Source organism: Actinomyces sp. oral taxon 170 str. F0386 (genome assembly GCF_000195595.1).
In the GTDB taxonomy this organism is placed as follows: domain Bacteria; phylum Actinomycetota; class Actinomycetes; order Actinomycetales; family Actinomycetaceae; genus Actinomyces.
Map to the genome: position 1 here is coordinate 51,392 of NZ_GL882506.1, position 26,886 is coordinate 78,277.

General features: G+C 60.6%; 25 protein-coding genes, 2 tRNA genes and 1 pseudogene. 18 read left to right on the top strand and 10 right to left on the bottom strand.

The features are described from left to right. Window positions 1-8 precede the first annotated feature (8 nt). The 6 genes from HMPREF9056_RS00310 to HMPREF9056_RS14280 all read left to right on the top strand — a co-directional run bounded on the left by HMPREF9056_RS00310 (window position 9) and on the right by HMPREF9056_RS14280 (window position 4,084). A complete protein-coding gene (locus tag HMPREF9056_RS00310; protein ID WP_009401786.1) occupies window positions 9-1,163 on the top strand; it encodes a hypothetical protein in 1,155 nt (384 codons plus the stop codon). Between the two features lie 138 nt (window positions 1,164-1,301). Further along, a complete protein-coding gene (locus HMPREF9056_RS00315) occupies window positions 1,302-1,544 on the top strand; it encodes a helix-turn-helix domain-containing protein (RefSeq protein ID WP_009233135.1) in 243 nt (80 codons plus the stop codon). A 131-nt stretch (window positions 1,545-1,675) separates the two neighbouring features. Further along, window positions 1,676-1,780: a hypothetical protein gene (locus HMPREF9056_RS14945; RefSeq protein WP_076069260.1), complete on the top strand. Its 105-nt coding sequence runs from the start codon at window positions 1,676-1,678 to the stop codon at window positions 1,778-1,780. 75 nt (window positions 1,781-1,855) lie between these two features. Further along, the gene (locus HMPREF9056_RS13245; protein ID WP_009401791.1) at window positions 1,856-2,386 is read left to right on the top strand and encodes a dihydrofolate reductase family protein; all 531 of its coding nucleotides are present in this window, start codon (window positions 1,856-1,858) and stop codon (window positions 2,384-2,386) included. Window positions 2,387-2,400: 14 nt separating this feature from the next. Beyond that, entirely contained in the window at window positions 2,401-3,516 is a 1,116-nt protein-coding gene (locus HMPREF9056_RS13950) for a hypothetical protein (RefSeq protein WP_009233136.1), read from the top strand. Between the two features lie 142 nt (window positions 3,517-3,658). Beyond that, a complete protein-coding gene (locus tag HMPREF9056_RS14280) occupies window positions 3,659-4,084 on the top strand; it encodes a hypothetical protein (RefSeq protein WP_171971897.1) in 426 nt (141 codons plus the stop codon). 365 nt (window positions 4,085-4,449) lie between these two features. On the opposite strand, the gene HMPREF9056_RS00320 is transcribed toward HMPREF9056_RS14280, so the two are convergent. After that, window positions 4,450-4,851: a helix-turn-helix domain-containing protein gene (locus HMPREF9056_RS00320; protein WP_253269871.1), complete on the bottom strand. Its 402-nt coding sequence runs from the start codon at window positions 4,849-4,851 to the stop codon at window positions 4,450-4,452. 243 nt (window positions 4,852-5,094) lie between these two features. Between HMPREF9056_RS00320 and HMPREF9056_RS00325 the strand changes: the two genes are divergently transcribed. Further along, a tRNA-Leu gene (locus HMPREF9056_RS00325) sits at window positions 5,095-5,179 on the top strand. On the opposite strand, the gene HMPREF9056_RS13255 is transcribed toward HMPREF9056_RS00325, so the two are convergent. After that, window positions 5,142-6,665 carry a recombinase family protein gene (locus HMPREF9056_RS13255; RefSeq protein ID WP_253269872.1) on the bottom strand — a complete coding sequence of 508 codons (1,524 nt, stop codon included), beginning with the start codon at window positions 6,663-6,665 and terminating at the stop codon, window positions 5,142-5,144. The genes HMPREF9056_RS00325 and HMPREF9056_RS13255 overlap by 38 nt on opposite strands. Before the next feature lie 200 nt (window positions 6,666-6,865). Between HMPREF9056_RS13255 and HMPREF9056_RS00340 the strand changes: the two genes are divergently transcribed. The 4 genes from HMPREF9056_RS00340 (at window position 6,866) to HMPREF9056_RS00355 (ending at window position 11,587) form a co-directional block, all read left to right on the top strand. Further along, entirely contained in the window at window positions 6,866-7,642 is a 777-nt protein-coding gene (locus HMPREF9056_RS00340) for a transposase (RefSeq protein WP_253269873.1), read from the top strand. 376 nt (window positions 7,643-8,018) lie between these two features. Further along, complete coding sequence (locus HMPREF9056_RS00345; protein WP_216593585.1) at window positions 8,019-9,110, top strand: MFS transporter; 1,092 nt, start codon at window positions 8,019-8,021, stop codon at window positions 9,108-9,110. Window positions 9,111-9,281: 171 nt separating this feature from the next. Next, entirely contained in the window at window positions 9,282-10,454 is a 1,173-nt protein-coding gene (locus HMPREF9056_RS00350; RefSeq protein WP_009401806.1) for an aminotransferase class I/II-fold pyridoxal phosphate-dependent enzyme, read from the top strand. Window positions 10,455-10,858: 404 nt separating this feature from the next. Then, the gene (locus HMPREF9056_RS00355; protein ID WP_009401808.1) at window positions 10,859-11,587 is read left to right on the top strand and encodes a DUF1266 domain-containing protein; all 729 of its coding nucleotides are present in this window, start codon (window positions 10,859-10,861) and stop codon (window positions 11,585-11,587) included. 80 nt (window positions 11,588-11,667) lie between these two features. Here the strand turns inward: HMPREF9056_RS00355 and HMPREF9056_RS14455 are convergent, their stop codons facing one another. Then, entirely contained in the window at window positions 11,668-12,036 is a 369-nt protein-coding gene (locus HMPREF9056_RS14455) for a YdeI/OmpD-associated family protein (protein ID WP_253269874.1), read from the bottom strand. On the opposite strand from HMPREF9056_RS14455, the gene HMPREF9056_RS14835 reads away from it, so the two are divergent. Continuing rightward, complete coding sequence (locus tag HMPREF9056_RS14835) at window positions 11,951-12,379, top strand: helix-turn-helix domain-containing protein (protein ID WP_301280235.1); 429 nt, start codon at window positions 11,951-11,953, stop codon at window positions 12,377-12,379. The two genes, HMPREF9056_RS14455 and HMPREF9056_RS14835, sit on opposite strands and share 86 nt — an antisense overlap. Window positions 12,380-12,472: 93 nt before the next feature. Here the strand turns inward: HMPREF9056_RS14835 and HMPREF9056_RS13960 are convergent, their stop codons facing one another. The 3 genes from HMPREF9056_RS13960 to HMPREF9056_RS00370 all read right to left on the bottom strand — a co-directional run bounded on the left by HMPREF9056_RS13960 (window position 12,473) and on the right by HMPREF9056_RS00370 (window position 15,085). Then, window positions 12,473-12,829 carry a hypothetical protein gene (locus tag HMPREF9056_RS13960; protein ID WP_157184962.1) on the bottom strand — a complete coding sequence of 119 codons (357 nt, stop codon included), beginning with the start codon at window positions 12,827-12,829 and terminating at the stop codon, window positions 12,473-12,475. Window positions 12,830-13,654: 825 nt separating this feature from the next. After that, window positions 13,655-14,440 carry a hypothetical protein gene (locus tag HMPREF9056_RS13965; RefSeq protein WP_157184963.1) on the bottom strand — a complete coding sequence of 262 codons (786 nt, stop codon included), beginning with the start codon at window positions 14,438-14,440 and terminating at the stop codon, window positions 13,655-13,657. A gap of 123 nt (window positions 14,441-14,563) precedes the next feature. Beyond that, a complete protein-coding gene (locus HMPREF9056_RS00370; protein WP_009401817.1) occupies window positions 14,564-15,085 on the bottom strand; it encodes a hypothetical protein in 522 nt (173 codons plus the stop codon). A gap of 392 nt (window positions 15,086-15,477) precedes the next feature. On the opposite strand from HMPREF9056_RS00370, the pseudogene HMPREF9056_RS14460 reads away from it, so the two are divergent. Further along, a pseudogene (locus tag HMPREF9056_RS14460) lies at window positions 15,478-16,479 on the top strand (recombinase family protein); the annotation flags it as partial. A gap of 303 nt (window positions 16,480-16,782) precedes the next feature. Here HMPREF9056_RS14460 and HMPREF9056_RS14465 read toward each other — a convergent pair. From HMPREF9056_RS14465 to HMPREF9056_RS00390, 3 genes are all read right to left on the bottom strand, one after another. Further along, window positions 16,783-17,220 carry a hypothetical protein gene (locus HMPREF9056_RS14465; protein WP_253269875.1) on the bottom strand — a complete coding sequence of 146 codons (438 nt, stop codon included), beginning with the start codon at window positions 17,218-17,220 and terminating at the stop codon, window positions 16,783-16,785. A 268-nt stretch (window positions 17,221-17,488) separates the two neighbouring features. Beyond that, window positions 17,489-17,564, bottom strand: a tRNA-Val gene (locus tag HMPREF9056_RS00385). A 176-nt stretch (window positions 17,565-17,740) separates the two neighbouring features. Then, window positions 17,741-18,145, bottom strand: a complete 405-nt coding sequence (locus tag HMPREF9056_RS00390) for a DUF3052 family protein (protein ID WP_009233150.1) — start codon at window positions 18,143-18,145, stop codon at window positions 17,741-17,743. A 396-nt stretch (window positions 18,146-18,541) separates the two neighbouring features. Between HMPREF9056_RS00390 and aceE the strand changes: the two genes are divergently transcribed. Next, a complete protein-coding gene (aceE, locus tag HMPREF9056_RS00395; RefSeq protein WP_009401828.1) occupies window positions 18,542-21,295 on the top strand; it encodes a pyruvate dehydrogenase (acetyl-transferring), homodimeric type in 2,754 nt (917 codons plus the stop codon). A gap of 108 nt (window positions 21,296-21,403) precedes the next feature. After that, window positions 21,404-22,051 (top strand): DUF3060 domain-containing protein, encoded by a 648-nt coding sequence (locus HMPREF9056_RS00400; protein WP_009401830.1) that lies wholly within the window; start codon window positions 21,404-21,406, stop codon window positions 22,049-22,051. A 92-nt stretch (window positions 22,052-22,143) separates the two neighbouring features. Here the strand turns inward: HMPREF9056_RS00400 and aspA are convergent, their stop codons facing one another. Continuing rightward, window positions 22,144-23,622: an aspartate ammonia-lyase gene (aspA, locus tag HMPREF9056_RS00405; RefSeq protein WP_009401832.1), complete on the bottom strand. Its 1,479-nt coding sequence runs from the start codon at window positions 23,620-23,622 to the stop codon at window positions 22,144-22,146. A gap of 264 nt (window positions 23,623-23,886) precedes the next feature. Here aspA and HMPREF9056_RS00410 point away from each other — a divergent pair, with 264 nt between their 5' ends. The 3 genes from HMPREF9056_RS00410 (at window position 23,887) to HMPREF9056_RS00420 (ending at window position 26,835) form a co-directional block, all read left to right on the top strand. Further along, window positions 23,887-25,098 (top strand): CdaR family transcriptional regulator, encoded by a 1,212-nt coding sequence (locus HMPREF9056_RS00410; RefSeq protein ID WP_009401833.1) that lies wholly within the window; start codon window positions 23,887-23,889, stop codon window positions 25,096-25,098. A gap of 225 nt (window positions 25,099-25,323) precedes the next feature. After that, window positions 25,324-25,575, top strand: a complete 252-nt coding sequence (locus HMPREF9056_RS00415; protein WP_009401836.1) for an acyl carrier protein — start codon at window positions 25,324-25,326, stop codon at window positions 25,573-25,575. A 6-nt stretch (window positions 25,576-25,581) separates the two neighbouring features. Next, the gene (locus HMPREF9056_RS00420; RefSeq protein WP_009401838.1) at window positions 25,582-26,835 is read left to right on the top strand and encodes a beta-ketoacyl synthase; all 1,254 of its coding nucleotides are present in this window, start codon (window positions 25,582-25,584) and stop codon (window positions 26,833-26,835) included. Window positions 26,836-26,886: the final 51 nt, after the last annotated feature.

The window sequence follows — 26,886 nt, forward strand, 5'->3', positions numbered from 1 at the left end:
TCATAGTAATGTCCAATACTAGTCCCTCTCCCCTCCACCGCCTCCGTCGCCTCAAAGCCGCGCTGCTCGCCGTCTCCTTCACTCTGGCAGGCGTCCTCCTCATGATGCTCAACGCCTGGCTGTCCCCGTTGCAGCTGGGCGACTGGCAGTGGCTGCACGCGCTTCCGCTGGGTGAGCTGGGTGGGACGCTGTTTGGTGCGGGGCTGCTCTCGACGTTCTTCGAGTACACCTTCCGGAGAGACCAGGAGGCGCACACGTTGGCACGCTTCCGCCAGATCATCCGGGAGGAGGCTCCGGCGATGCGCGATGCGGTGGTGGAGGGCTTCGCCATCCATCCTGAGGACTTGAAGCGCGTGGCGACGCCGGAGCTGCTGGACGACATCGCGGCCAACGTGATGGCCCTACGCCTGGGCGACGAGCAGTTCGCCCGCGAGATCTACCGCGACATCCGAGACCAAGCCGTTCGCGCCGCTGAGCGGTGGTACGACGTGGCGGTGCGCGTTCGGCTCTCTACTGCAGTAGAGAGGAGTACCGCAGGTACTCCTCTGTTCGACGTCACGGTGGAGTGGGAGTACACCACCGTGCCCAGCAGTGCTACCCGGCGCTTTGCGTGCGTATCTGACCAGGATGAGTACAACGAGCTCCGCCAGGACGTCCCAGCCACCTCCACCTGGTTCATGGCACCACGCCCCGGCATGGACGCCCGCCACCGGGAGGCATACGAGCTACTGGAACTGACCGTCGATGGCCGGCCACAGCCCATCCGCCGCAGTACCCGTGCTACCGGCCAGACATACAGCGTCGACCTGGACGAAGACGCCAGGAGCGGCAAGCCGGTTCGCATTCGTCAGGTCTTCCGCACCATCACCCCGCAGTGGAGCCACCGGCTGTACTTCGCCGTTGCTCAGCCGACACGGGGCTGGTCATTACGCCTGGACTACACGGACACCACCATTGCCGAAGTCCATGTCAGTGACACGATGGCGACCACGCCGGCTTCCACCATCGTCCACTCGCCAGAGGCCGTACCAGGCAAGGAGATCACCGTCGAGACCTCTAACTGGCTCCTCCCCCAATCTGGCGTGGCCTTCACGTGGGCGACCAACGACGAGCTGCCCCAGACCAAGCAGCCTGAGGCAGTCGCCTCCTCGAGAGAGGGATAGTTGCTAGAGATAGTCAGCTTCCGCCGTTCATCTCATCCACCTCCTCACCAGCTCGACCGCTACGGACAACCACAGGATACATCGTCTTGAGATACATAGTCTCTGGATTGGGAGTCTTCGGCCGGTTGAGATGGAGCCGTGCCCACCGACCGCAAGCCGCCGCTCTCACCAGCCACCGGTGAGTTCGGCCGGCGTGTGCGCGCCCGCCGCGAGCAGCTAGGCCTGTCCCAGGAGAAGCTGGCCGAGCGCACCACTCTGCACTGGTCGTACATCGGCCAGGTCGAACGCGGCCAACGCAACCTCAGCCTCCACAACATCCTCCGCATCGCCCACGCCCTCGACACCGACGCCGGCGGGTTGGTGAGTGGGTTGGAGGTGTAGGAGAAGAGCTCGATCCCTTCGAGGGTTTGCCAGCGATGGCAGGGATACGCAACCCCGTTACCAGACTGCGATCTGCGAGTACAGCAAAGGCGCAGGGTAGAGGCAAGCCTGATGGTGTTCTAACAAAAAAGATGAACGGAAAGACCTTTGTAACCGAGATATATTTTGATAAAAAGAGCAAAGATACCTTTCAAGATAAGCTGTTAAAGATAGTGCAAGCCCAGCGGAAAGAATAAAGAAAACAGACGCTCTGAAAATGGTATAATATCCTAAAATATTTAGAGAGAAAAATTAGAAGTTGAGGTTAAGATATGAGAAAAGTAAAACTGTTTATAGCTATGAGTGTAGATGGCTATATTGCTGATAAAAATGGGGGTGTCGCTTTTCTGCAAGGTCATGAAGATTGTTTAGAAAACGAAAGTACCTATTCTGAGTTTATAAAAAATATAGACACAGTTCTGATGGGTTGGAATACTTACAATCAGATAATAACTGAGTTATCCCCTGATAATTGGGTTTATGACAATTTATTGACTTATGTTTTCACTCACCGAGAACAACAAGATTCCGATAAGATCATTTTTACAAGTGATAATTTGGAGGAATTGATCAAGAAATTAAAAGGGGTTGAAGGAAAAGATATTTGGATATGTGGAGGAGCAGACTTAGTTCAACAAGCCATTTCTTCAGATGTGATTGATGAGTATCTTATATCCATTATTCCGACAATTTTAGGGAATGGTATAAAATTATTTAGCCAAAATGATGCGGAACATAAATTGAAATTAATCAACACGATAACAAATAACGGAATTGTCGAGTTGAATTATATTCGTAGATAAAAATTAAATTGTAGATGACGATAATATCTACAGGTAAGCTGCCGACGTACGATGAAGAAGTCGCGGTACGAAACCAGACGGATGCGATGACGCCGGGCTGGCTAGCGACGGCGATAACCCTTTGCGGAGAAGCTCAGGACGCGACCGTACGCACCTACGGAAAGAATGAAGTGAATTTATTTAAGCCAGCACGCCACCGAGTTGAAAGAGCGAAAGTTCATTCCAGAGAGATGATCGAGTGTTGGAATGAGTTTTTGGAGCCACACCCCTTTGCTGCGCACTTAACGCGCACCAACGCCACGGAATATATCCTCACAGTGGAGCAATATGAAGAATTTCCCCAGGAACTTCCTGCGCTGTTTGGAGAGTGGCTGTATAATCTTAGGTCGGCTCTCGATTACATTATTTGGGCAGCTGCAGCCTATTCTTCGGGTAGACTACCCCCTCCACACGAAGATCGCCTCCAGTACCCAATTTGCGATAGCCAAAATTCCTGGAAACGCACCTCCCAAAAGTTGTCAGTACTCCCGCAGCACCAACTGGAATTGCTGCGAACCATGCAGCCATTCGCCTCTGACGTTGATGCTAACTATCTAGGTTGGATCAATAGGCTAGCTCGTATAGATCGCCACCGCCGATTAACTATTTGGGCGGCTCGAATCGTTACAGCAGATCCGATCGCCCATATTCCAAGCGGAGTAGAACCTAGATGGGAATGGGGAGAGAGGATGCTTGAGTCCGGATATTGCGACTTAGCTCGACTAACTTTCCCTGATTCAGAATCCGCTGAAGGAGTTAGTGTCAACCCCCGACTGACTATCGACCCAGAAGTCTCTGAATGGGGAAAGTCTCCATTCTATGCAGAACGCAAATTCGATGAACGCCTTCGCATGTTTATGGTGTTTGTATTAGCCGAGATCGATACCTACGACTACGACTGTACCGGCAATCTAGAGGCAAGACGCTCCCTCACAGAAGAATTTGCTGCGCAATGCGATGAGCGGAGAAGCCGAATTTTTAAAACCCCGACCCCGCCCGCTAGAAACGCTCCTCACTGGACTCCTGCAATGCTTCTCAAATCTTCTCGAGCGCGATACTTTGGAGAAGAATTGTCACACAAGTTAGATTGATAGGCTTGATGCGCTATACAAGAACCTGTCGCGCTTGGATGCAAGCATGCCATTAGCAGTCCTGTGTCGGCACCAAACCTGCACTGTAACACCGTTTCGAGCCTTCTCATAGTATTGCAATCATTGTATACTGATTGGAGTAATGCCGAAAGTTAACATATACAATTCCAAATATCGCACCTTATCCGGAACGTCACGCAGCGAGGTGTATAAGAAAGCGCGTCGGGAATACAACGACGTCGCCCACGCCACCAAGCGTCAGCCCTACATTAGATCTAAGTATTTTAACGGCAGCAAGATCTTCCTCGATGTGTTTTGGCCCCACCTGACAGACAAGCACCAGAAAGAGCAGACAAAACGCCTCCGCTTCTACAAGGCGGCGCTTGACCTGATACGAAACTCACGCATCACTCCAGAAACTATCGTCAAAGAAGACGACCAACACGTGTTGCTCCATCGTTTCTACGGCATAACGAAAGATGGCACCTACTTTTGTGTCCAAATCAAAGAAGACAAGCGCAGTGATCGCCGAGACTTCATGTCGACATTTGAACGTCATCCACGATAATCGTCATAAAATAAAAATCTCCCGCGGTGCAGCCTAGAAACTACTTGCCGGAGATTTCTTGGTGACACGGCGATCAACTGTGTCTGGTTATGATTATATGCTTTTCGTCGGTAATGTCAATAGTTGTATGTATTTTTGGCAAAATGGCGAGGCCGAGGCATAGAACTCACGTCAGGCTAGTAATCCGGCAACGTGCCATAACGGCCGCTATTGCCGTTTCTAGAGGGCTTGAGGAGCCCCGCCGGCGTGGGGTGTCAAGTCACCGCATAGCGACCTTGATCCGGTCGATGGCAAAGGCTATCGGCACTCCAGATGGCTCTGGGTGCTCTTCGACGACGGAGGCACCGCTCTCACCACCACTGCAGTTACTCCTCGCGAGCAGCCGCCAGGTGGCGTCCGATGGTCATGCTGCTAAAGCCGAGCCGCTTGGCGATCTCGGCGATGGTCAGGCCCTGCTGGCGGAGGAGGATCGCCTGGGCACGGTCGTCGTCGGTGAAGCGGTGGCTGCGCTCCAGCCCTGCCTGCCCGCGCAGCCGGTAGACCGTCGAGCGGTTGACGCCCGTCTGCCGGACGATCTCCTTGACTGAGACGCCGGCGCGGTACAGGTCAATCACCTGCTGGCGCTGCTCGGGTGTGAGCGGCCGGAACTTCGTCTGCTTGATGCGGTCGACCTTGCGCGGCGACCGTGACACTGTGTCAGGCGCATCACTCTCACCGTTCGGCCGCTCCCCCACGCTGGTGGCCGGTGCGGTGCATCGTCGTTGCATGGGCACGCCTTCTGGCTCTGCCGCATCGGGCTCGGGAGAGGCCCCAGGCTCGTCCGCATCGCCCAGCGCGCCATCCGACCCGTCAGTAGCCGATGGATGCGCTACATTAGGGCCGGTACACACCTGGCCGCCCTCACCGGCGGCCAGCTTCCTTCGAAAGTCCAGCAGCACCATCAGGTTGTTAGAGTCAATGGTGCGGAGCTGTACTCGCGCCCCAGCTATTCGAACATCGGGGCGCACCTTGCCTCCGTGGTGGAAACGGTAGACACCGCGACCTTAAAAGTCGCTGCCTACGGGCGTGCGGGTTCGAGTCCCGCCGGGGGCACCACAGCATCGCTATACAAACCCTCACCCTGAGAAACAGCCCCGGTGGCCGTCTCAGCCGAGGACCGTCGCCCACCTCCCATCGAGGTGGGCGTTTTTCGTAGGGCAGCAATCCGCGCCACAGCCCGCAGTCGTGCGCTGGCCAGCTGGTCGAACGGCCGGTTGAGTCGTGCTTCCAGACAGACATCGCTGCCGGTGTCCGCCACGCGGATAGAGCAGGGCACCTCATCGGCTCGACGCGTTGGCTCATCGCCAGCATCGTCTACCGTACGTTCACCGCGCTCCTGCTCATCACGGCCACACTGTCCATCAGGTTCGTCACCAGCACCCCTCACACCATCGTCCGCACCATCGTCGTCCTCACCCTGCAGGCCACCATGTCCATCACCACCGTCGCCAGGCAGGATGACCCGGCCCTCCTCATCCACCGCTGGATTGACCAGCACCCGCTCGAAGAACACCTGGTTCAGCTGCTTTCTCAAGTGATCCGGTGCCGCCATATACAGCCGGTAGCAGTCCTCCAGCAGATCCAGCGCCTGCTCCACATGCGCCCGCACCAGCGTGGCATCCGCCTGGTAAGCATCAAGCTGACGCTGAATTCCCGCCAGCTCTCGCCCCAACCGCTCCTGCTCCTCCTTGAGCAGCTCCAGTGGCACCGCTCCCGCATAGTGCGCCTGCAGCAGCCTGCGCCGCTCATCCTCCAGATTCGTCCGCCGCACCGTCAGCGACCGAACGCTTCGATCCTTCTCCCCCTCAATTCGCGCCAGCTCCGCCAGCAGATACCGCTCAATCTCCTGCCGATCCGCCTCACTGACGTACAGCCGCCGATACACCTCCTGCATCTGTGCCTCCACCACCTCAATGAGCACCGCCTTGAAGGAGCAGTCATGTAGCCGCTGCCGCCTGGCGCAGATGAAGTAGGGGTACAGCACCCCCTTGCCATTCTTCGTGTTCTGCACCAGCAGCCGACTACCACACTGCCCACACACCACCGTGCTCTTCAGGAAATGGTTATGCATCCGCTCCCGCTCGCCACTGCGATGGGAACCCAGCACAGCCTGGACCGCCTGCCACGTCTCCTCATCCACCAGCGGCTCGTGCCTACCCGCATACTCCACCCCCTGGAACTGCACCACACCCTTGTAGTACGGGTGTCGCAGCAAGGTATGCAGCCGCCCCTTGGTGATGGGCCGAGCCGGCCTCGTCGGCGTGGCTGGCACATCCAGCCCCAGCCCTGCTAAGTGCTTGGCTAGTTGACTGACTGTCCAGTTACCGGTCGCATACTCGGAAAAAGCAAGACGAAGCAGGGGAGCCCGCTGCTGGTCGAGCTCCACCGTCCGGACCTCTCTCCCGTTCTCGTCCCTGGCGCGGACATTCACATACCCCAGCGGTGCCTTCCCCAGCGTCCCACCATTCCTCGCCTTCTCACCCATCCCCTTAATGACCTCATTAGCCAGGTTCCGCGAGTAGAACTCAGCGATGGAGCTCATAATGCTGTGGAGGAGCATACCGCCAAGGGGGATCGACTTTGCATCCTCTGAATCTCCAGCCAAGCATATGGACAATGAGGCTTATTCATAGGGGTGTTTAGGATGTTTTGTTGGTAATAGCGTGTCGCTAAGCAGGGTGGCGGCTTGCTCTTGAGAGAATCTTTGGTGCTTAAGCCAATTCAATCAGGAAGCAAACCGCCATGACGAATAGTAGCACGAGAATCCCTCGGTGTGAGGTTATGGGCCTGTGCGAGGCCATTCACGCTTCCGGCCGTCTGCCGGTCTTCGGGGCGAGGGTGCTGGGGCTGTTCCTGTGCGTGCGCCTGACCCTGACCTACCTGCGCCACAACCTGCCCCAGGAGCTGCTCGCCGAGCTCTACGGCGTCTCCCAAGCCACCGTCTCCCGCGTCATCAGCACCTACACGCCCCTGATCGCCGCATGCCTGAACGGCAATGTTCCAACGGTGGAGGACCTGGACCCCACGGCCCAGCTGATCATCGACGGCACCCTGCTTCAGTGCTGGTCCTGGGCTGATCATCCTGAGCTGTACTCCGGTAAGCACAAGACCACAGGTCTGAACGTCCAGGTCGCCTGCACCCCCTCAGGGACCCTGCCCTGGGTCTCCGACCCCCAGGGCGGATGCACGCACGACGCTGAGGCGCTGCGCCGCTGCGGCCTGCTCGACGTACCGGCCACCGACCTACCCGACGGGACACCACCACCACGCCATATTGGCGACAAGGGGTACATCGGACTGGGCATGATCACCCCAAAGAGAAAACAACCACACCTGCCGCTCCACCCAGACGACAAGACCTACAACAAAACCGTCAACCAGATCCGCTACAAGATCGAGCAAGTCATCGCCAACATCAAAACATGGAGAGTCCTGCACACCGGCTACAGAAGACCACTAGACACCTTCCCGAAAACCATCACCGCCATCCTCGGACTCATATTCACATACACCCCATGAATAACCCTCAATCTCTGCAAACTCAATCTCCCAATAAAACACCGTGCGACGGACATAGCAACATTGTTATTCGTCAGCCGCCTCAGACAGACGCTCCTCAAATGAAGCGTTCATCACAGTAGCTATGCCAATACCTGAAACATCCCACTCAAAAATCTGGCAGCACCCTGCAAATTTCCCCCTCCACTTGACGTCATCTATCAGCAGGCGCAAGGTGACCCACCCACGCCTTCTTTCGCTACATCACTGTAATAAACATCACGACACACATTCGACACCAACCACAACAATTGATTGAACGGCACATAAATGATACCGTAGAAATATGAATACATTACCTTCATCCAACTCAGTAAAGTTACTTATACCACTAACCATGGCGACATTCGTGGTAGGTACCGACACCTTCATTATTGCTGGCCTACTGGGGAACATTTCTTCAGACCTTCACGTACCAACAACATCGGCAGCACAGCTTGTGACGGTCTTTAGTATAGTGTTCGCCGTCTGCGCGCCTGTACTCGGCGCCTTAACAGCTAACTGGAGGCGTGACACAGCCCTGACTTTTGGTCTGTCGCTGTTCACCATCGGCAACGTCTTGACGGCGCTTTCTCCTACCTTTGCGATAGCGCTATTTTCGCGAGTCGTTGCTGCAGCAGGGGCGAGCTTTGTTACACCGTGCGCATCTGCCATCACCATCGCCACCACACCTAAAGAGCGTCAGGGACGCGCGCTGGCACTTGTCATGGGCGGACTCACGACCGCGACTGCGATCGGTGTTCCGCTTGGACTGGTTATTGGAGCTCTCAACTGGCGCTACACCATGTGGTCGCTTGTCATCCTGGGGAGCGTCGCTCTTACATGGATTCGAGCAAAAGTTCAGCCAGTGCAGCTCCCTGCAGCAACGCTCATGGATCGTTTGCGGCCTCTTTCGGACATGCGAGTACTAGCCATCGTTGCAACGACCATTCTTGTTGTCGGCGCCAGCATGCAGCCGTTCACCTATGCGCAAGTGGTATCCAAGGCCACAGGAACGCTATTGATTATTTCCCTTGGACTGTTCGGCGTGTGCAACCTCATTGGTAATTTCAGCGCTGGGAAGATCAGCGATGCACGCGGCCCACTCGTATGTGTCTTCGTCTGCATCCTCGGCTTGATTCCGACGCTCGCATTAGAGCCCTTGGGCTTTGCGGCCGGCCTGGCACCTCTTATGCTGGCCATCAACGGTTTCTTTGTCGGGATGTTCACCGTGCCACAGCAAGCACGTATCGTGAAGCTTGACCCGAACTCCGCTCCGCTCCTCCTCGGATTACTGTCATCTGCGGTCTATGTCGGCTTTGCTGTAGCAAGTTCAACAGGCAAGCTGGTCATTGACAATTTCGGCTCGGGATACGTCTCATGGGTAGCTACGGCGATATTGATTATTCCGCTGCTGTTGGCGATGCTCGGACGAAAGACACAAGCATGAGATCGCAGCCCCCGGGCACTGATCGATACCAACACTTGAGACGCACAACATCGTCGCTGGCAAACCCTCACCGCCGGTTCTCGAAGCATCGGCGCCCCTCATGAAACCATTGCCTTCCCGACATGAGAAGGTGGACACTGGCCCTGTCCTCCCCTGCATCAAGGAGCCGTCATGAAGATCGCTGCCCGGGCCAAGGCCGCTCAGCCCTTCCACGCGATGAGCATCGGCGAACGCGCTGGAATCCTCCAGGCCGAAGGCCGCTCTATCGCCAAGCTCAGCCTGGGTGAACCTGATTTCGGTGCACCTCCCGCGGTCCGCGAGGAGATGCGCCGCGTGATGGACGGCCGGTCACTGCCCTACTCCCCCGCTCTGGGACTGCTCGCGTTGCGTGAGGCCATTGCGGACTTCTACCGGGACAGGCACGGTATAGAGGTCGATCCCAGCCGGATCGTCGTGACGACCGGTGCGTCGTCGGCGCTTCTGCTGGTGGCCACCGCAACCACGGAGCCGGGCGACGACGTCGTCATTGCAGATCCGTCCTATCCCTGCAACCGTCAGCTGGTGGAGACCTACGGGGGCCGGATCGTTCCGGTATCCACCAGTCCTGCCAGCCGTTACCAGATGGATCGGGCCTCTGCCGAGGCGGCGTGGACTCCGCAGACGAGCGCGGTGATGCTAGCGACACCGTCCAATCCCACCGGCACATCGATTCCCCTCGAGGAGATGGCATCGATCTGCGCACTGGCGCGCGAACGCAGTGCCTGGCGGATCGTCGACGAGATCTACCTGGGTCTGGCCGATCCCGATGACGATGGCACGCCGGCGCACAGTGTTCTGGAGACCGATCCTGAGGCGATCGTTATCAACTCGTTCTCCAAGTACTTCGGGATGACGGGGTGGCGCCTGGGCTGGGCGATCCTTCCTGAGGAGCTGGTGCAATCCGCTGAGAACCTGGCGGTCAACTACTTCCTCTGCGCTTCGACGCCTATTCAGCAAGCTGCGCTGGCGGCCTTCTCCCCCGAGTCCATTTCTGTATGCGAGGAGCGCCGGCGAGAGCTTCTTGCTCGCAGGAGCATCGTGCTCGACGGGCTGCAGCGCATCGGCCTGCCCGTACCGGTACTACCCGATGGTGCCTTCTACATCTACTTCGACGTATCCTCCACAGGGCTCGATGCCCAGACCTTCTGTCACCGTGCTCTGGAGGAGGCGTCTGTCGCCCTGACTCCAGGAACGGACTTCTCCACGACGACTGCCAGCACCCATGTGCGGTTGTCCTACGCAGCATCCCGAGACGAGCTGCACGAGGGGACGCAACGTCTCGAAAAATTCATACACAGTTTGTAAATAAACAGGCATTCAATCCAATAACAGTTGGACCACCTCTGCGACTGCATTTGGTACTCGCCTGTTTGTATGCTGCACAATAGTCTTCATGTCCTCGCAGGTTCTGCTTCTTTTTGCTGTACTCATGATTTTTGGAGCGTTCTACATCGCGGAGATCTTCAGGGCAATCCTTCAGAAAATTAGGTTACGTCAGGATAAAACCGCTTCCACCCCTCACCAGGGTGAGGAGTCCACATGGAACGAGCTCACCGCGCACCACCGCCCCCGTCAGAGGCTGCAAGTCCACGGTGTTCGCTGCAGCAGGCCCGCACGAGCGGCTTGCAGCACTCTCAGCGCCGTACGCCCTGTGCCACCAGGATCCGTGGGACCGCCTGACCTGCTCCGCCCCCGAGGACACGCGAGCCATGCTTGCTCGTGACTGGGGAGTGCGTTCCCGCATTGATCTCCTTACCCAGATCTTCTGGCTGGCCACGTCCGGCCACCGAAGCGACTTCGACGAGGAGCGAGCCCGATGGAGCAACACCTCGCTGGCGGAGGCCGAGCGCTACGAGCTGCGAGGCACGTCCGAGTCATCCCAGAACGCCGCCGAGACGCTGTGGCGCCTGGAGCGCATGCGCAGCAACGACCGGGGCATCCGGAACGTGGACTTCTCGGCCTGGGACCTGGTGCGCGCCGCCATGCTGACGCGGTGCGGATTCGCGCTGAGCTGGTTGACGGAGGACGAGGCCTGGGACACGCTCGCACTGCTGGATCGAGCACTGAGAGAACGCTATCGGAGCTGGACACAGGCGTGGGAGTCATTCCGGCTGACACGCTGGTACTGGAACTCCGAGAGCGGCGAGGGCGAGCACGCCAATGATCTTCACGACCTCAACCGCTCGCTGGTTCTTCTCGGCTCAGATGGACCATGGGGGCTCGTAGCCTGGGAGATCGACACCCCCGAGCCCTCGCTCCTGATCCTGGACGATCTCCTTGACGTCGGCGTCGCCGCGCCGCTGAGCGCAGGCGAGCGGGAGCGCGCCACTCAGTGGGAGCGCTGGATCAATGATCAGGTCGTTCTCCGAAGGCAGCGCCGTCTCCAACAATTCGGCACCCATCCCAAGTGGCGTCACCGGTTCACGAAAGGCCTTTGATGCGCACCACGACGGCGATGTCGCGTGGCGATCCGCCTGGCCTTCGCCGTCGCACCGAGCTGGTAAGGAACAGACTGCTCTTACCCGTGTTTGTCGACCAACATCTCCACAGCCTTAGCGGCTCTGCGTTGGCGGGTCTCGGCACGTTTCGCCTCACCGATCCAGCGCAGGTACTCGTTCTGGTGCGATGAAGGCAGGGCGGCGAATATCTTCTCCGCCGTCTCGTTCCCCGATAGCGCCTCTGCCAGCTCCGCCGGGATTCCCGTCTGCTCGTTACTCATTCTGTCTCCTCCGAATAATCGGCAGACTGCCACACGGTCCAAGGGGTCGTATACGGAGCTTGTGGTGGCTCTCTGCTCGTCCGTGACCAGGAACTGGCAGACACTACTGGAGTTCGCCAGGACGTTGCCGCCCGACGACGGAGACACTACAGCCACGACGACCACCATAGCCACTCCCCCGCCTCAGCGCCTCCGCCAGCATCACACCCGCCTTACGCCAGCGCAGAAGGACGAGGTGATCACTCTGTACCAGCAGGGCGTACCGGTGCGCGAGATTTGCCAGCGCTATGGCATCAGCAGGCAACAGGTCAGCGACCTCCGCAATGCCCGCGGTATCCCCCGTCGGCCGTGTGGCCTGAGTGATGAGCAGAAGCATCAGGCCGAGCAGCACTATCTCGCTGGCCGGTCCTGTGCCGCCATCGGCCGCCAGTTCGGCGTGCATGCCGAGACCGTCCGTCGCTATCTCCGCACCACCGGCGTCGCCCTGCGCGCCAGACCCGGCGCGGCATGAGCAAGGAGCCACAGCATCAGCACTGGGCAGAAAGTTCCCGGCAGACGGCATACCTATCGCCAGCGGGAAAACCGGCAGTCCACCCCGCCCCCCTCACCCCTCATCCTCCACGTACCGTGCTAGCGCACTCACCAGCCGACGGGCACTCTCCAGGGTGATGTAAAGGCCATGAGCGCGGGAGCCGTCGCCTATGTAGAACCAGGTGTCGCTGTCGTGTGGGCATTGGTAGCGCACTAGGGTGAGTTCGGTGGCGGTGGGGTGATGGAGGATGGTGCCAGTCTCATTGGTGGTGCGTTCTAGGGCGATGCAGGGTATGAGGGATGGGGTGGCTTCGTGGAGGTGGTCGTCATCTTTGTCTGGTGCATCGGCGTCGTGGCCGATGCACCAGGCTGGGCAGTTGGTGGTTGGTGGTGTGTTGTTCTCCTCGGTGTGGTCTGCTGGTGTTGCCATTGGTCTCCCCTTTCTTGCCCTTTGGTGTGTGGTAGGGCTGTTAGGGGGAGTGTGAAGCGGAGGGTGGGAGGAGATGGAAGGTGGAGGGCTGAGGGAGAACGAGGACGATGAACGATTGTGCTCTACTTCAGTCTTCTTGGGTAGCCTGCCCCTTATGAGAGTCATCTCGTGGGGTCGTAGCAGCTTGCTTACCGCAAGACGTGCGATGCATAGCGCAAGGGATATCGCATTCTCCGGGCACACTGTTTGAGAATTTCATGAGCTCGAAGGCTAGGCGATTTCGTCTATCGGAATCATGGACATGAATGTAAAAGAATATCCAAGCAAATGCGATCATCACACCTACTGCAATACCAAATGACGACATAGCATCACCTTCCTCGCCAGGCACAACAGTTTCCAATCTTCTCATGCAGAATCCCAGAATCACTGCATATGCAAGACTACCCACCGAAAAGAGAACTCCAAGAGCGTTGGATACACTAGAGTTGCGAATAATTTGTGACAGATCTTCGGCCAACTTCCGACACAATAGGCAATCCCGATTTTCTTGTAGCAGCCATTGTTTGACCATTATTTTGTTAGCAACTCCCAGCCATCTATTGCCGAACGTATCGAGCCACCTAAATAGCTTCCTTCGCTCTTTTAATAGTCTTGCGTTTTCGCCAGTTGCGTCAGTTAGACCGTTCGTGTGGCGAAAATTGCGTGAGATGGCTGAATTGTCTTCTGGACACCCCGCAGCTGACGATCCATAAGGTTTTCCCACACTCCCCCGCGACACATCCTCAGATTGCGACAAGACGTCCCCCTAAAGACTTACCCAACTCAAATCGGCCGCGAAGGAGCATCGTCCCTCATCACCCACTTAGTATCGACACCCCACCTGTCAGCATACTTCCTAGCGAAATATTCTGACCACCGTTCACCCCACTTCATTTCCCACCATGCAGCAACCAAAAAAGCCGAAAGGCCAAGCCAGGCGAACGGCACAACAAGCCAAACGTGAGTTTTCTTGATCAATAGAACTACACTGACACACAAAAATAGAGGATAAATTGAGTAAAATAGTGTTATTAGAGCACGCCCTGCATGTGTTTCCCAAGTTAACTTCCGTAACTCGGGGAAGTAGTCCTTCTCATATCGCTGTCTCACCCACTCCCTCTCGGAGCGAAATACGATTGATTGCCAGCCAAGGTACAGACAACCTATAAAATAAAGTCCCCACGGCAGTGCACTGTCTTTCGAAATTTCATTATGTACTTGAAAACTCACTGCAATAGCACCGAACCCGAGTATCCAAGATGGAAACCACACAAACTTCCACCACGGGACATAGAGGGACGCAACGAGAGCACTTTCTTGAGACAATCTCAATTCATTGAGGACTTGCTGTCGAAACTCGCAACTTGCGTTGCCATCGACAGCTTTATCGATCCACTCAATCCTGCGGCGCGCCTTCGTAGTGCGAGAAATCTGGTCAATGCCGGCAATAATTCCCACAAGCAAGCTAATGATGGGTAGCAGTGCAGGGAGCATTCTTCCTATAGCCGTAGCGACCGAGTTTGAGGTATCAGAATTAGCAGCACTAGCAATCATGGGCATCCAATCCATACCCACAGGCTACATCGACATGTCTAAAATGTGCCACGTCGAACCCTTGATACACTTAAGGCTGTCGCCAACCTCGACTGCCCAGTACGATCACCCGTTCACGCACCGCACGGCGAGCTCCGCTCACCCATACACCGCCCTCAGCGTGCGTGCTTCATCGGCAATCCAGCGGCGTAGCTCGTCCTGGGCGGCTGGATGGAAGGCCGGCTCAAGCATGGTGGCCTGCTCGAGGAGCTGCTCGCCTTGGTCTTTGGTGTCGAGCCAGTCGGTGGTGGCACCGGTTAGGTTGAGGACGCGTCCCCAGCGATGGAGGGAGCGGTAGAGCAAGTCCAAGATGGCGCGTGAGTGGTTGGCGATGTAGACCCGCTGCATGCCGGCAGGGATGTCCAGGCCCTGGGCTACTAAGCGGTCTTTACCCTCGTAGATGCCAAGGCCACCGTAGATCGATGTGGTCTCAATGTCTCCCATACCGGCCAGGGTGACCTGGCGTGGCTGCTCAGCGCCGTCCTGCCAGTGGAAGACGTCATGCCAGTCCCCACTGGTACCTTCCGGCGCAGCCAGATTCAAGGCATAGAGGCCAGTGATGTAGTGCTCTGGCGTCGTGGGAGGAATCTCGTGCTCCTCAGTCACCCAGTACTGCTTCACTCTGCCTGCTGCTTGCTACCTCAGGCGCCGCTCTCACCTCGTCATCTGCCCCAGTAGCGCCGCCAGTGTTTGTTCCCCATCCCCAACATGCCGCCGTCGCTCTGAGCGGGCGGCGAGTGCATGCGGGCCGCTCCCGTCAGCAGCGCACCACGTTCACGCTGTACTTCGCTGCACTTTCCTACTCCGTCCGTTGTCCCTCATCTGTGGTCGGTGTCAGATCGCCCAGCTTCGCACTGGACTTTGCGGGCATTCTGAGCGTCAATGGAAAGAGATGCTGGTCGTTGTGGCTGGTATGTCTGGACAAATGGGTAAGTGAAAGGAGGATTGAGTGTATGGAAGCAGGATCAATACAAGGTGGTGCAGCGGCAGTCGGAGCTGACCCGTTTGCGGCTATGGCCGCGCAATTGACGCCGAAGCGGGCTGTCTCATACATCCGTGTCTCCACCCGGGAGCAGGCCCAGCGTGGTGGGTCGGAGGAAGGCTTCTCCCTCCCCGCCCAGCGTGAAGCCAACAAGCGCAAGGCCCAGTCCATGGGGGCGCTGGTGATTAAGGAGTTTGCCGACCGGGGTGAGTCCGCTCGTAGTGCCAACCGGCCTGAGCTGCAGAAGATGCTGGCCTACCTTAAGGAAGATGGTGGGATTGACTATGTCATCGTCCATAAGTTAGATCGGTTAGCCCGGAACCGGGCGGACGATGTGGAGATCAACCGGGCGTTCGAGGATGCTGGCGTCCGGCTGGTCTCTACTAGTGAGAACATCGACCAGACGCCTGGTGGGATGCTGCTGCACGGCATCATGAGCAGTATCGCTGAGTTCTACTCCCGGAACCTGGCTAATGAGGTCATCAAGGGGATGGGTGAGAAAGCCAGGAACGGTGGGACACTGGGCAAGGCGCCGCTGGGGTATGTGAATGTCCGGGGGCGGGATGAGCATGGGCGGGAGGTTCGGACGGTTGAGCTGGATGAGGAGCGGGCACCGCTGGTGCGGCTGGCGTTTACGGAGTATGCGACGGGTAACTGGACGGTGCGGCAGCTGGCGGAGCACCTCAACAATCGTGGCCTGACCATCCCGCCGACCGCCCGCAAACCGACCAACCCTGTCTCGGTCAGACTCTTACAGACACTGCTGCGAAACCCCTACTACAAGGGTGTCATCTCCTTCCAAGGCGTGGAGTACCCCGGGGCGCACGAGCCTCTCGTGGACGCCGCCACCTGGCAGACGGTGCAAGACATCCTGACCGCTCATACCAACGGCGAGCGGCAGCGTACGCACAATCATCACCTCAAGAGCACCATCGTCTGCGGCCTGTGTGGTGCCCGCCTGCTGGTGCAGCACGCCACCTCGCGCGCCAGCGGTACCTACCACTACTTCGTCTGCGCCCGCCGCCATCGGGTGCACGACTGTACCTTCAAGGCGGTGCTCATCGACGAGGTGGAAGCCCGCGTGGCCGAACTCTACCAACAGATACAGCTCAGTAGCGATGACCGCCGCGAGATCGAGCGCTACCTGCGCGCGGAGTTCGCACACATCCAGGCCAACCGCCAGCAAGACATCCAGCGCCTGACTACGCGGCAGCAGCAACTAGAAGACCAGCGCCACAAGCTGCTCGAAGCCCACTACGCCGGAGCCATCCCCCTTGACCTGCTCAAGAAGGAACAGGAGCAACTGACCAGCAGCATCCTTGCCATCCAGCGCGAACTAGACGGTTACACGGCCGATGCTGCTCTGGTGGAGCAGCACCTCACCCAGGCGCTCGATCTCCTGGAGGACTGCCACCGGCTGTACCTGGCGGTGCCGGATCGCCTGAAGAAGCTGCTCAACCAAGTGTTCTTCGAGCGCATCCTCGTCAATCCAGCGATGGATGAAGATGGCCACCCCATCATCCCACCACCGGCGCTGCAGACCAGTCTGAAGGCGGGACGACGAAGGGGCGCTGGTGGGACTGAGACTGGCGAGAGGATGACCGCTGCGCAGGGTGGCGAGAAGACGGCGGAGAGCCTGATCTCTTCTTGCGGTGAGGCTGCTGGCGGCCAGTCGGACGGCTCGGCATTTCAGGGCGGCCACGATGAAGCGCAGCCAGGCTCGATGCATACGGTGCACCGCAGCACCATCTCCATCATCGACCCAGCCAGTCATACCAACGCCACCGGGGAGCTGGCTCCACCCTTCGACCAACTCGGTAGCCAGCAGCTAAAGCGGGCGGCGCAACAAGCGGCGGCAGTGGGCTCAGCACGGTCACTCACAACCACCCCTCACAGCGCAGCACCCAGCCAGACGGCAGACTGCGAAGCACCCACAACAAGAACGCCCGTCCACGATGTGGACGGGCGTCGTCGATGCAATTCAGGTAATGATTCAACCCCTACCCCTGTTACTCAGGTCAAGGGTTCGTATACGGAGCTTGTGGTGGACCCGGCCGGATTCGAACCGACGACCGACGCGGTGTAAACGCGTTGCTCTACCAGCTGAGCTACAGGTCCAAGGCGCAGATTCACTCAACGACACAGTCGTTGCCGCAACGATTGTGCCAGGTGCCTGCACATGCACATGAAAGCGAGAGTCGCCCTGCGCGGCAACTCTACCGCCTACGGGATGAAAGCGACCAATCGTCCCGGAGTCGTCAAGGCGCCGCGGAGCCCTTCAAGCCACGAACATCTCAGCGCCCTCGGCTGGAGACCCTGATTCCGCTCCAGTGCTGCCCCATGGAGGCGGCGGAGGTCGCGTGCATGCCGGCCGTGGCGGCGGCCTCCTCGACCTCCGCAGTCTGGACGGCTCCGGTGGTGCGCGCCTTGGGCGTCAGCACCCAGATGAGCCCGGCACCATCAAGGTTGGCCTGGGCGTCCACCAGGAGGTCGGTGAGATCATCGACGTCGCCGTCATCGTCGCGCCACCACACGATGGCCGAGTCGGCCACGTCCTCATAGTCCTCGTCCACCAGAGTGGTTCCGGTCTCAGCCTCAACCGCCTGCCGCAAAGTCTCGTCGACGTCGTCGTCGTAGCCGAACTCCTGGATGATGAGACCGGAGGCGAAGCCGAAAGCCCCACCCGCTGTACTCGCCACGTCTTTACACCGTCCTTCTGGGCTGCGCCCGTCTCTCGCTCGCCCGCTGCTGGGCGATGGGTACTAGCCCACCGCACCCGGTGCCAGCCGCGCAAGTGAACACGCACGTCAGACTACCGTGAACTTTGCTGGGAAGGCGGTTCTGGCTATAGATACGCTCTCCAAGTCACCGTCACTGACCGAGATGTGGAAACCTACCAACCAACATGTGGTTCACACCATACGTGACGTAGGACTTTCCTCCCGCTGGGAGCAGCGTTCCCACCGCGTCAGGTCGTAGATTAGGTCCATCATCCACAGCGGCCTGACTTCAGGCGTACGCCGACGCCGTTCTCGGTGCCATGGCGCGCACGTGAGGCTCGGGCCCACCGCACAGACGCGAGGAAAGAGGATTCCGTGAGCCCCACCAGTGACTCCACGCCGCTCATTGACGGCCTCCTGACGAAGGTGACCGACAACGACCCAGAGGAGACCAAGGAGTGGCACGAGTCCCTCGATGCCCTCATCGCGGACAAGGGCGCCAAGCGGGCGCGCTACATCCTGCTGAGCATGCTGGCCCAGGCCCGCCAGAAGAACGTCACGGTGCCCACCGAGATGACGACGCCGTACATCAACACCATCGACGTCACCAACGAGCCCTACTTCCCTGGCGACGAGAGCGCTGAGCGCACCTACCGGCGCTGGCTGCGCTGGAACGCCGCCGTCATGGTCACCCGCGCTCAGCGCCCCGGCGTGGGAGTCGGCGGCCACATCTCCTCCTACGCCTCGACAGCCACCCTCTACGAGGTGGGTTTCAACCACTTCTTCCGCGGCAAGGACCACCCAGGTGGCGGCGACCACGTCTTCTTCCAGGGCCACGCCTCTCCCGGCAACTACGCCCGAGCCTTCATCGAGGGCCGCCTGAGCGAGGCCGACATGGACGGGTTCCGCCAGGAGGAGTCCCGCCCAGCCGGTGGCCGCGGCCTGCCCTCCTACCCGCACCCCCGCCGTATGGAGGACTTCTGGGAGTACCCCACCGTCTCCATGGGTCTTGGTCCGTCCGAGGCGATCTACCAGGCCTGGTTCGACAAGTATCTTCAGGGCGCGGGCATCAAGGACACCTCCCAGCAGCACACCTGGGCTTTCCTGGGCGACGGCGAGATGGACGAGCCCGAGTCTCGCGGCATGCTCCAGCTCGCGGCCAGCCAGCAGCTGGACAACCTCACCTTCGTCATCAACTGCAACCTGCAGCGCCTTGACGGCCCGGTGCGCGGAAACGGCAAGATCATCCAGGAGCTCGAGGCCTTCTTCAAGGGCGCCGGATGGAACGTCATCAAGGTGATCTGGGGCCGCGGCTGGGACCAGCTCCTGGCTGCAGACAAGGACCACGCACTCGAGCACCTCATGATGGAGACGCTCGACGGCGACTACCAGACCTTCAAGGCCAATGACGGCGCCTACATCCGCGAGCACTTCTTCGGCCGCGACCCGCGCACCGCCGAGCTTGTCAAGGACTGGACCGACGACGAGATCTGGGCCCTCCAGCGCGGCGGTAACGACTACCGCAAGATGTACGCCGCATACAAGGCAGCCACGGAGCACAAAGGCCAGCCCACCGTCATCCTGGCGCACACGGTCAAGGGCTACCTGCTGGGCGGGCACTTCGCCGGCCGCAACGCCACCCACCAGATGAAGAAGCTGACGCTGGACGACCTCAAGGCCCTGCGCGACCGGCTCCACATCCCGATCACCGATGAGCAGCTCGAGGCCAACCCGAAGATGCCACCGTACTACCGGCCGGCCGACGACGACCCCTCGCTGCTCTACATGCTGGACCGGCGCCGGCAGCTCGGCGGGTTCATCCCGGAGCGCCGTGATGCCGGTGTCGAGCTTCAGCTCCCCGGGAACAAGACCTACGACATCCTCAAGGGCGGCTCCGGCAAGCAGGAGGTCGCCTCCACGATGGCGTTCGTGCGCCTGCTCAAGGAGCTCATCAAGGACAAGGGCATCGGCCGGCGCATCGTGCCGATCGTTCCGGACGAGTCGCGCACCTTCGGTCTGGAGTCGCTCTTCCCCACCAAGAAGATCTTCAACACCCAGGGTCAGAGCTACACGCCCGTCGACGCCGACATGATGCTCTCCTACCGTGAGTCCACCTCCGGCCAGCTCATGCACACGGGTATCAACGAGGCCGGCTCGGTCTCCCTGTTCCAGGTGGCCGGCACGAGCTACGCCACCCACGGCGAGCCCATGATCCCGGTCTACATCTTCTACTCGATGTTCGGCTTCCAGCGCACCGGTGACCAGTTCTGGGCCGCCGGTGACCAGCTGACCCGCGGCTTCATCATCGGAGCCACAGCCGGGCGCACCACCCTGACCGGTGAGGGCACCCAGCACATGGACGGCCACTCCCCCATGATCGCCGCCACCAACGACGCCGTCGTCAGCTACGACCCCGCGTACGCCTACGAGATCCGGCACATCGTGCGCGACGCGCTCGAGCGTTGGTACGGCCCGGATTCGGGCCGCAACCGGGACGTCATGTACTACCTGACCGTCTACAACGAGCCCATCCACCAACCCGCTGAGCCCGACGACGTCGACGTCGAGGGCATCCTGCGCGGTATCCACCGCATCAGCCCCTCCCCCGACGGCGAGGGCCCCGAGGTCCAGCTCCTGGCCTCCGGTGTCGGGATGCCCTGGATCGAGGAGGCCCGCCGTATCCTGGCCGAGGACTGGGGAGTGCGGGCCACCACCTGGTCCGTCACCAGTTGGAACGAGTTGCGCCGTCAGGCCCTGGAGGTTGAGAAGGCCAACTTCCTGGCCCCCGACGCCGAGCGACAGGTTCCCTACGTGACGCAGAAGCTCTCCGGGGCCAACGGTCCCTTCGTCGCCACCAGCGACTACGACCACCTGGTTCCTGATCAGATCCGTGCCTGGGTGCCCGGCGACTACTACACCCTGGGTGCCGACGGCTTCGGTTTCTCCGACACCCGCGCCGCAGCCAGGCGCCACTACCTCATTGACGCCCAGTCGGTCGTGGTCCGAGCCCTCCAGGCGCTGGTGGAGCAGGGCCGCCTCGACCGGTCCGTCCTGGCTCAGGCCGTCTCCCGCTACGAACTGACCAACGTCAACGCAGGCACCTCCGGCGGTCAGGGAGGCGAGTCCTGATCCTGCCCGTACGGCTATAGTTGGACGCGCTGACCAATTGCGGTGCCGGTGGAGCGAGACCTCCCTCGTTCCACCGGCACCGTCACATCTACCGAAAGAGGCCCTCAGGTGTCCCGCTCTCCGCTCCTGCGCTCCATCTCCTTCACAGCCGTGTGCCTTCTGACGCTGTCCGGATGCTCGGTCGGCCGGACGCTCGTTGCGAGGATGTCCTCGGCCTCTTCGAACCACGTCCACGAGACCGCTACCGCCAAGGAGGGGGATGACGAGCCCACGGAGGGCCTGGATGCCGATACACCCGTTGACCCGCTGGAGTACGGGAACTGCACGTCCTCCGACGTGCGCGACTACGACGAAGAGCTGACCGACAACGACGAGGAGGACAACCGCGCTCAAGCGGAGGCTCAGGTCACCAAGGTGGTTCCCGCCTCCGACCAGGTCGATGTCACCGGAGACGATCTTTCCGCCGATCGGGTGGTCAAGGTCTCGGCAGGTGCTCGGGACGTAACAATCACCTCAACAAACCTTGTCGTCATCATCGAGGGCGAGATTGAGTCACTCACTGTCCGTGGGTTCGACAACACGATCTGGATCGACGCCTCCAATAAAGTCACATTCGGATCAAGCGATGGCGACAATCTCAACTACGTCTTCTGGAGCTCCGGGCCGCCGCAGTCGAAGGTCGACCCGCAAGGCCTCAATGTGATTGGAAAGGACGCCCACGCACCGGTCATCCGCTCCTGCCGCGTCTTCTCCTGATACGTTCACCAAAGAGCTAGAACGACCTCCGATATCAGCAAAACAGCACAGCGGACTACGTGCCGTCCGCCGATATCGGAGGTCGAGGCGCTTCAGCCCGCGGAATCGGGCGCCGTCGGCACCACCGGAGGAGTCGACGGGTCAGAGCCGGAGTACACCTTCAGGTCACGGAAGTGAGGACGCAGAAGATTCTCCGGGCTGAGGATCTCATCGAGAACAGATTCCTCGAGCAGCCCCATCTCCAGGACCACCTCTCGCACGCTGCGCCCTGAACGGGCGCACTCTCGTCCCACCAGATCACCATTGTGATGACCGATCACCGGGTTGAGGTAGGTGACGATTCCGATCGAGTCCAGGACGTTACGACGGCACACCTCCTCGTTGGCCTCGATTCCCACGATGCACAGCTCACGCAGAGTCGACATCGCACGGGTGAGGAGATTGATCGACTCGAAGATGGCCTGAGCGATCACCGGCTCCATAACATTGAGCTGGAGCTGACCCGCCTCAGCGGCGAAGGTCAGCGCGACATCATTGCCGATGACCTTGAAGCAGACCTGGTTGACCACCTCCGGGATCACCGGGTTGACCTTGGCGGGCATGATGGAGGAGCCGGCCTGGCGCTCAGGCAGCCTGATCTCCCCCAGCCCCGCGCGAGGCCCGGAGGACAGCAGTCGTAGATCATTGCAGATCTTGGAGAGCTTGACCGCCAGACGCTTGATCGCCGCATGCATGGAGACATAGGCGCCGGTGTCGCTCGTAGCCTCCAGGAGGTCGTGCGCACCCCGAATATCAAGCCCGGTGACCTCGCGCAGACGCTCGACGACGGTGCTCTGGTAGTCCGGAGGGGTGTTGAGCCCCGTCCCGATCGCGGTGGCACCGAGGTTCACCTCCAGAAGCAGGGCGGCGTTGTTGTGAAGCCGACTGATCTCCTCCTCAAGAAGAACGGCGAAGGCCTCGAACTCCTGCCCCAGGCTCATGGGCACGGCATCCTGGAGCTGGGTTCGTCCCATCTTCAGGACGTGAACAAACTCCGCTCCCTTGGCACGCATGGCTTCGATGAGACGCGCGAGCTCGTCGATGAGGTCATCAACGAGCGCGAACAACCCTAAACGAAATCCAGTCGGATAGGCATCGTTCGTCGACTGGGACTTATTGACGTGATCGTTGGGGTTGACGACGTCGTAACGCCCCTTGGCGTATCCCAGGTACTCCAGCGCGAGATTGGCAATCACCTCATTGGTATTCATGTTGACGCTGGTGCCAGCCCCTCCCTGAAACTGGTCGACAGGAAACTGGTCCAGGCATCGCTCAGCGACCAGCACCTGATCACAGGCCCACACGATCGCACCCGCAACCTCCGAGTCAAGCGCCCCCAGATCACTGTTTGCTAACGCCGAGGCCTTCTTCACCTGCACCATGCCACGAACAAAAGCCTCTTCGTCGCCAACCACCGACCCTGAGATCTGGAAGTTCTCCATCGCCCGCAACGTATGGATTCCCCAATAGGCTTCCAGCGGTACCTCCCGCGCACCAAGGAGATCTTCCTCTGTACGGGTCGCTTGCATCATCCTGAGCCTCCGAGTTGTCTAGTTGAGCGCATACATACGCAGTTCTGTCCGGACATACAGTACGCATGCGGGAGTCATTGCAGATTCACTTACCGCAGGTTCTACAATGGTTATGCTATTGTAACCTGTGTAATCCACTCCGCCTCAGCGACACGCCACTCTGAGTTATCCCCGTATTTTCAACACAAACTCGTGTCGGATCGCACGCCGCGCCAATCGAGAACCTACTGTCATCACGATATTCCAGTCGGTAACATCCACAGCATGGATGAGTTGAGCGCTCCGGGGGTGTCTGCACTGCGACAGGCGCAGGACACAATTATTGAACACTCACTGGACCGCATCAGTTCGGCCCATGATTTTTACCGAACCCTGCCGGAAGGATCCCGTGACCAGATCGCGGCAGTGGCCCGCCTGGGTGTCACGATGTTCGTCGACTCGGCGGAGAATCCTTCGACCCCGCTGGTCCCCTCCCAGATCTTCTCTGTGGCCCCCGCCGCCCTGACCGGGGTCATCACGCTGGAGCAGACCCTGGCGCTGGTGCGCACGGTTCTGGACGTCGTCGTCGACGAAGCGCCTCGCGCCGTACCCAAGGAGGATCATGACACAGTCCGTATCCTTGTTCTGACCTTCGGGCGCGATGTCGGCTTCGCAGCTGCCGAGGTGTATGCCCGGGCGGCCGAGGCACGCGGCGCCTGGGATGCCAGGCTGGAGTCCGTCGCGGTCGACGCGATGCTTCATGACGATCCCGAGGACGCCGCCACCCGGGCCGGAACCGCCGGCTGGAACGGCACCGGGCCGGTGGTGGCCATCGCCGCCAGGACGACCCTGGACGCGCTCGGGGTCTCCCGACTGCGTCATGAGTGCCGCAACCTCGCCAGCGACTGCCTGGTGTCCGTGCGAGGCGACTCCGTCCTCATCGTCCTGGGGGGCGGCTCGCAGGCTCATGGCTCATCGTCCAAGCACCCCGTCCCTCAGGGCTCCCGGAGTGGAACAGCCGAACAGCTGGTGGACCAGGCCGCCATGCAGGTGGCCGGCGGGCTGGGAGGCTCAGCCGTCGTCGGCCCTGTGGTACCGGGGATCTCACACGCCGGCCGTTCACTGCGCTCAGCCCTGGCCGGACTGCGCGCCCTGCCGGGTTGGGTTGAGGCGCCGAATCCCGTGCACGCGGACGACCTTCTCCCCGAGCGCCTCCTAGCAGGTGACGAGCTTGCCGGCGAGCAGATCCTCAGCCTGGTGCACGCTCCCCTCCACGAGATGGGCGACCCCTTCGAGAGCACCGTGGCCACCTACCTTGCCCTGGGCGGAAGCCTGGAAGCGACTGCCCGGAACCTGTTCGTGCACGCCAACACGGTGCGCTACCGGCTGGGCAGGGTCAGCGAGCAGGTCGGCTGGGACGCAACGAATGCGCGTGACGGGCTCATGCTGCACATGGCGATCATCGTTGGCCGGCTGGCCGTCGGCCGTGAGGCCTGACCCGCTCCATGACTTACCTGAGACCGGCCCATCCGCCTCGTTCGGACCGGGCCGGTCTCAGTGTCGTTGCGGCGTGTCGGCGGGATACCGATTCCGGAAGGCTCACTGATGTCTGGGACAATGGTCTTACCTGCGGCACCGCCGCCGGCACACCAACCAACCGCCCAACCACCGCGCCGCGCGGATCCCAGCCGGCTCCGTCGCGACGGCAGAAGGAGCCGCATCATGGCCGAGCAGAGCAACGACGACGTCCTGGCCGTCATCACTCAGATCGTCAGCGAGGAGTCCGGCGTTGACGCCAAGGACATCACCCGCTCCACCACGTTCGCCCAGGATCTCGACGTCGACTCCCTGGGGCTGCTGACCATCGCCACCCAGGTCGAGGAGCGCTTCGGTGTGGCCCTTGACGACTCTCTCATTCCGACCCTGCCCACCGTCGGAGCGCTGGTGGATCTCGTGACCGCCAAGAAGGCCTGAGACCGGATGACCTCGGCCGCCGCCTGCCGTCCCGGCGACGTCGTCATCACTGGCCTGGGGACCGTCAACCCCCTGGGCGGAGACGTCGACTCGACCTGGAGCGTCCTGCGTCAGAGCACCTGCGCGATTCGCCCTCTCGAGCATGACTGGGTGGAGGCCTACGATTTGCCTGTGCGGATCGGCGCGCCTTTGGCGGTCGATCCGGCCGATCTGCTTCCACCCCGCCAGCTGCGCCGTCTCGACCGCGCCAGCCAGTGCGCGCTGCTGGCCGCCCGCCAGGCCTGGGAGCAGGCGGGGGCCCCGCAGCTCGCCGCACAGCGCCTCGCGGTGTCCGTGTCCCCGGGTATGGGGCCGGTCCTGTCTGTCATGGAGGCGTGGGACACCCTGAGGGACAAGGGCCCGCGACGCGTTCTGCCAACGGCGGTCCCCGCTCTCATGCCCAACGCTCCGGCGGCCGCCGTCGGGATCGAGCTGGGGGCGCGCGGCGGTATCCACGCTCCGGTCTCGGCCTGCGCCTCAGGGGCCGAGGCCATTGCCCACGGGGCGGACCTCATCGCGCTGGGACGGGCCGACGTCGTCGTGGCCGGCGGCACGGACGCGGCTCTCCACCCGATGACCGTGGCCGCCTTCGGTGCCATGAGGGCACTGTCGACGCGCAACACCGACCCACGGACCGCCTCACGCCCTTTCGCCCCGGACCGTGACGGTTTCGTCCTGGGCGAGGGTGCCGGGATCCTCGTCCTGGAGCGCGCCGAGCACGCCATGGCCCGTGGCGCACGGGTCATGGCCGTACTGGCGGGCTCCTCGGTCACCGCCGACGCCTACGACGTCGCACGCCCCGAGCCATCGGGGGCGGAGCAGGAGCGGGCCCTGCGGCTGGCGCTGGAGCGCGCGAGCCTTGCCTCCAGTGCCGTCGGGCACGTCAACGCCCACGCCACCTCGACACCTGCCGGTGACGTCGTCGAGGCCGGCGTCCTGACAAAGGTTGTGCCGGACGCGGCCGTCAGTGCCACGAAGTCTGCGACCGGCCATCTTCTGGGCGGGGCCGGTGGCCTGGAGGCGGTCCTGACCGTCATGGCCCTGCATGAGCGGTGGGCACCGCCGACGCTCCTGCCCGCCGGAGTGGATCCCGAGCTGACCCGGCTCGGGCTGGACGTCGTCGGGCCGCGGGGTCGTGACCTTCCCGCGCTGGCTGCAGCGGCCAGCACCTCCTTCGGATTCGGGGGTCACAATGTCGCGCTCGTCTTCACCCGCGAGTAAGTCGGGAGCGGACGGACCGCACTGCAGGACCTGGCCTGTGATCCACCGCGC

Excerpts from the sequence above, each read along its gene's own strand:
- HMPREF9056_RS00310 (WP_009401786.1), top strand. The coding sequence starts at position 9 with ATGTCCAATACTAGTCCCTCTCCCCTCCACCGCCTCCGTCGCCTCAAA.
- HMPREF9056_RS14945 (WP_076069260.1), top strand. The coding sequence starts at position 1,676 with ATGAACGGAAAGACCTTTGTAACCGAGATATATTTTGATAAAAAGAGC.
- HMPREF9056_RS13245 (WP_009401791.1), top strand. The coding sequence starts at position 1,856 with ATGAGAAAAGTAAAACTGTTTATAGCTATGAGTGTAGATGGCTATATT.
- HMPREF9056_RS13950 (WP_009233136.1), top strand. The coding sequence starts at position 2,401 with ATGACGATAATATCTACAGGTAAGCTGCCGACGTACGATGAAGAAGTC.
- HMPREF9056_RS14280 (WP_171971897.1), top strand. The coding sequence starts at position 3,659 with ATGCCGAAAGTTAACATATACAATTCCAAATATCGCACCTTATCCGGA.
- HMPREF9056_RS00320 (WP_253269871.1), bottom strand. The coding sequence starts at position 4,851 with ATGCAACGACGATGCACCGCACCGGCCACCAGCGTGGGGGAGCGGCCG.
- HMPREF9056_RS13255 (WP_253269872.1), bottom strand. The coding sequence starts at position 6,665 with ATGAGCTCCATCGCTGAGTTCTACTCGCGGAACCTGGCTAATGAGGTC.
- HMPREF9056_RS00340 (WP_253269873.1), top strand. The coding sequence starts at position 6,866 with ATGACGAATAGTAGCACGAGAATCCCTCGGTGTGAGGTTATGGGCCTG.
- HMPREF9056_RS00345 (WP_216593585.1), top strand. The coding sequence starts at position 8,019 with ATGGCGACATTCGTGGTAGGTACCGACACCTTCATTATTGCTGGCCTA.
- HMPREF9056_RS00350 (WP_009401806.1), top strand. The coding sequence starts at position 9,282 with ATGAAGATCGCTGCCCGGGCCAAGGCCGCTCAGCCCTTCCACGCGATG.
- HMPREF9056_RS00355 (WP_009401808.1), top strand. The coding sequence starts at position 10,859 with ATGCTTGCTCGTGACTGGGGAGTGCGTTCCCGCATTGATCTCCTTACC.
- HMPREF9056_RS14455 (WP_253269874.1), bottom strand. The coding sequence starts at position 12,036 with ATGGTGGTCGTCGTGGCTGTAGTGTCTCCGTCGTCGGGCGGCAACGTC.
- HMPREF9056_RS13960 (WP_157184962.1), bottom strand. The coding sequence starts at position 12,829 with ATGGCAACACCAGCAGACCACACCGAGGAGAACAACACACCACCAACC.
- HMPREF9056_RS13965 (WP_157184963.1), bottom strand. The coding sequence starts at position 14,440 with ATGGATTGGATGCCCATGATTGCTAGTGCTGCTAATTCTGATACCTCA.
- HMPREF9056_RS14465 (WP_253269875.1), bottom strand. The coding sequence starts at position 17,220 with ATGACTGGCTGGGTCGATGATGGAGATGGTGCTGCGGTGCACCGTATG.
- aspA (WP_009401832.1), bottom strand. The coding sequence starts at position 23,622 with ATGATGCAAGCGACCCGTACAGAGGAAGATCTCCTTGGTGCGCGGGAG.
- HMPREF9056_RS00410 (WP_009401833.1), top strand. The coding sequence starts at position 23,887 with ATGGATGAGTTGAGCGCTCCGGGGGTGTCTGCACTGCGACAGGCGCAG.
- HMPREF9056_RS00415 (WP_009401836.1), top strand. The coding sequence starts at position 25,324 with ATGGCCGAGCAGAGCAACGACGACGTCCTGGCCGTCATCACTCAGATC.
- HMPREF9056_RS00420 (WP_009401838.1), top strand. The coding sequence starts at position 25,582 with ATGACCTCGGCCGCCGCCTGCCGTCCCGGCGACGTCGTCATCACTGGC.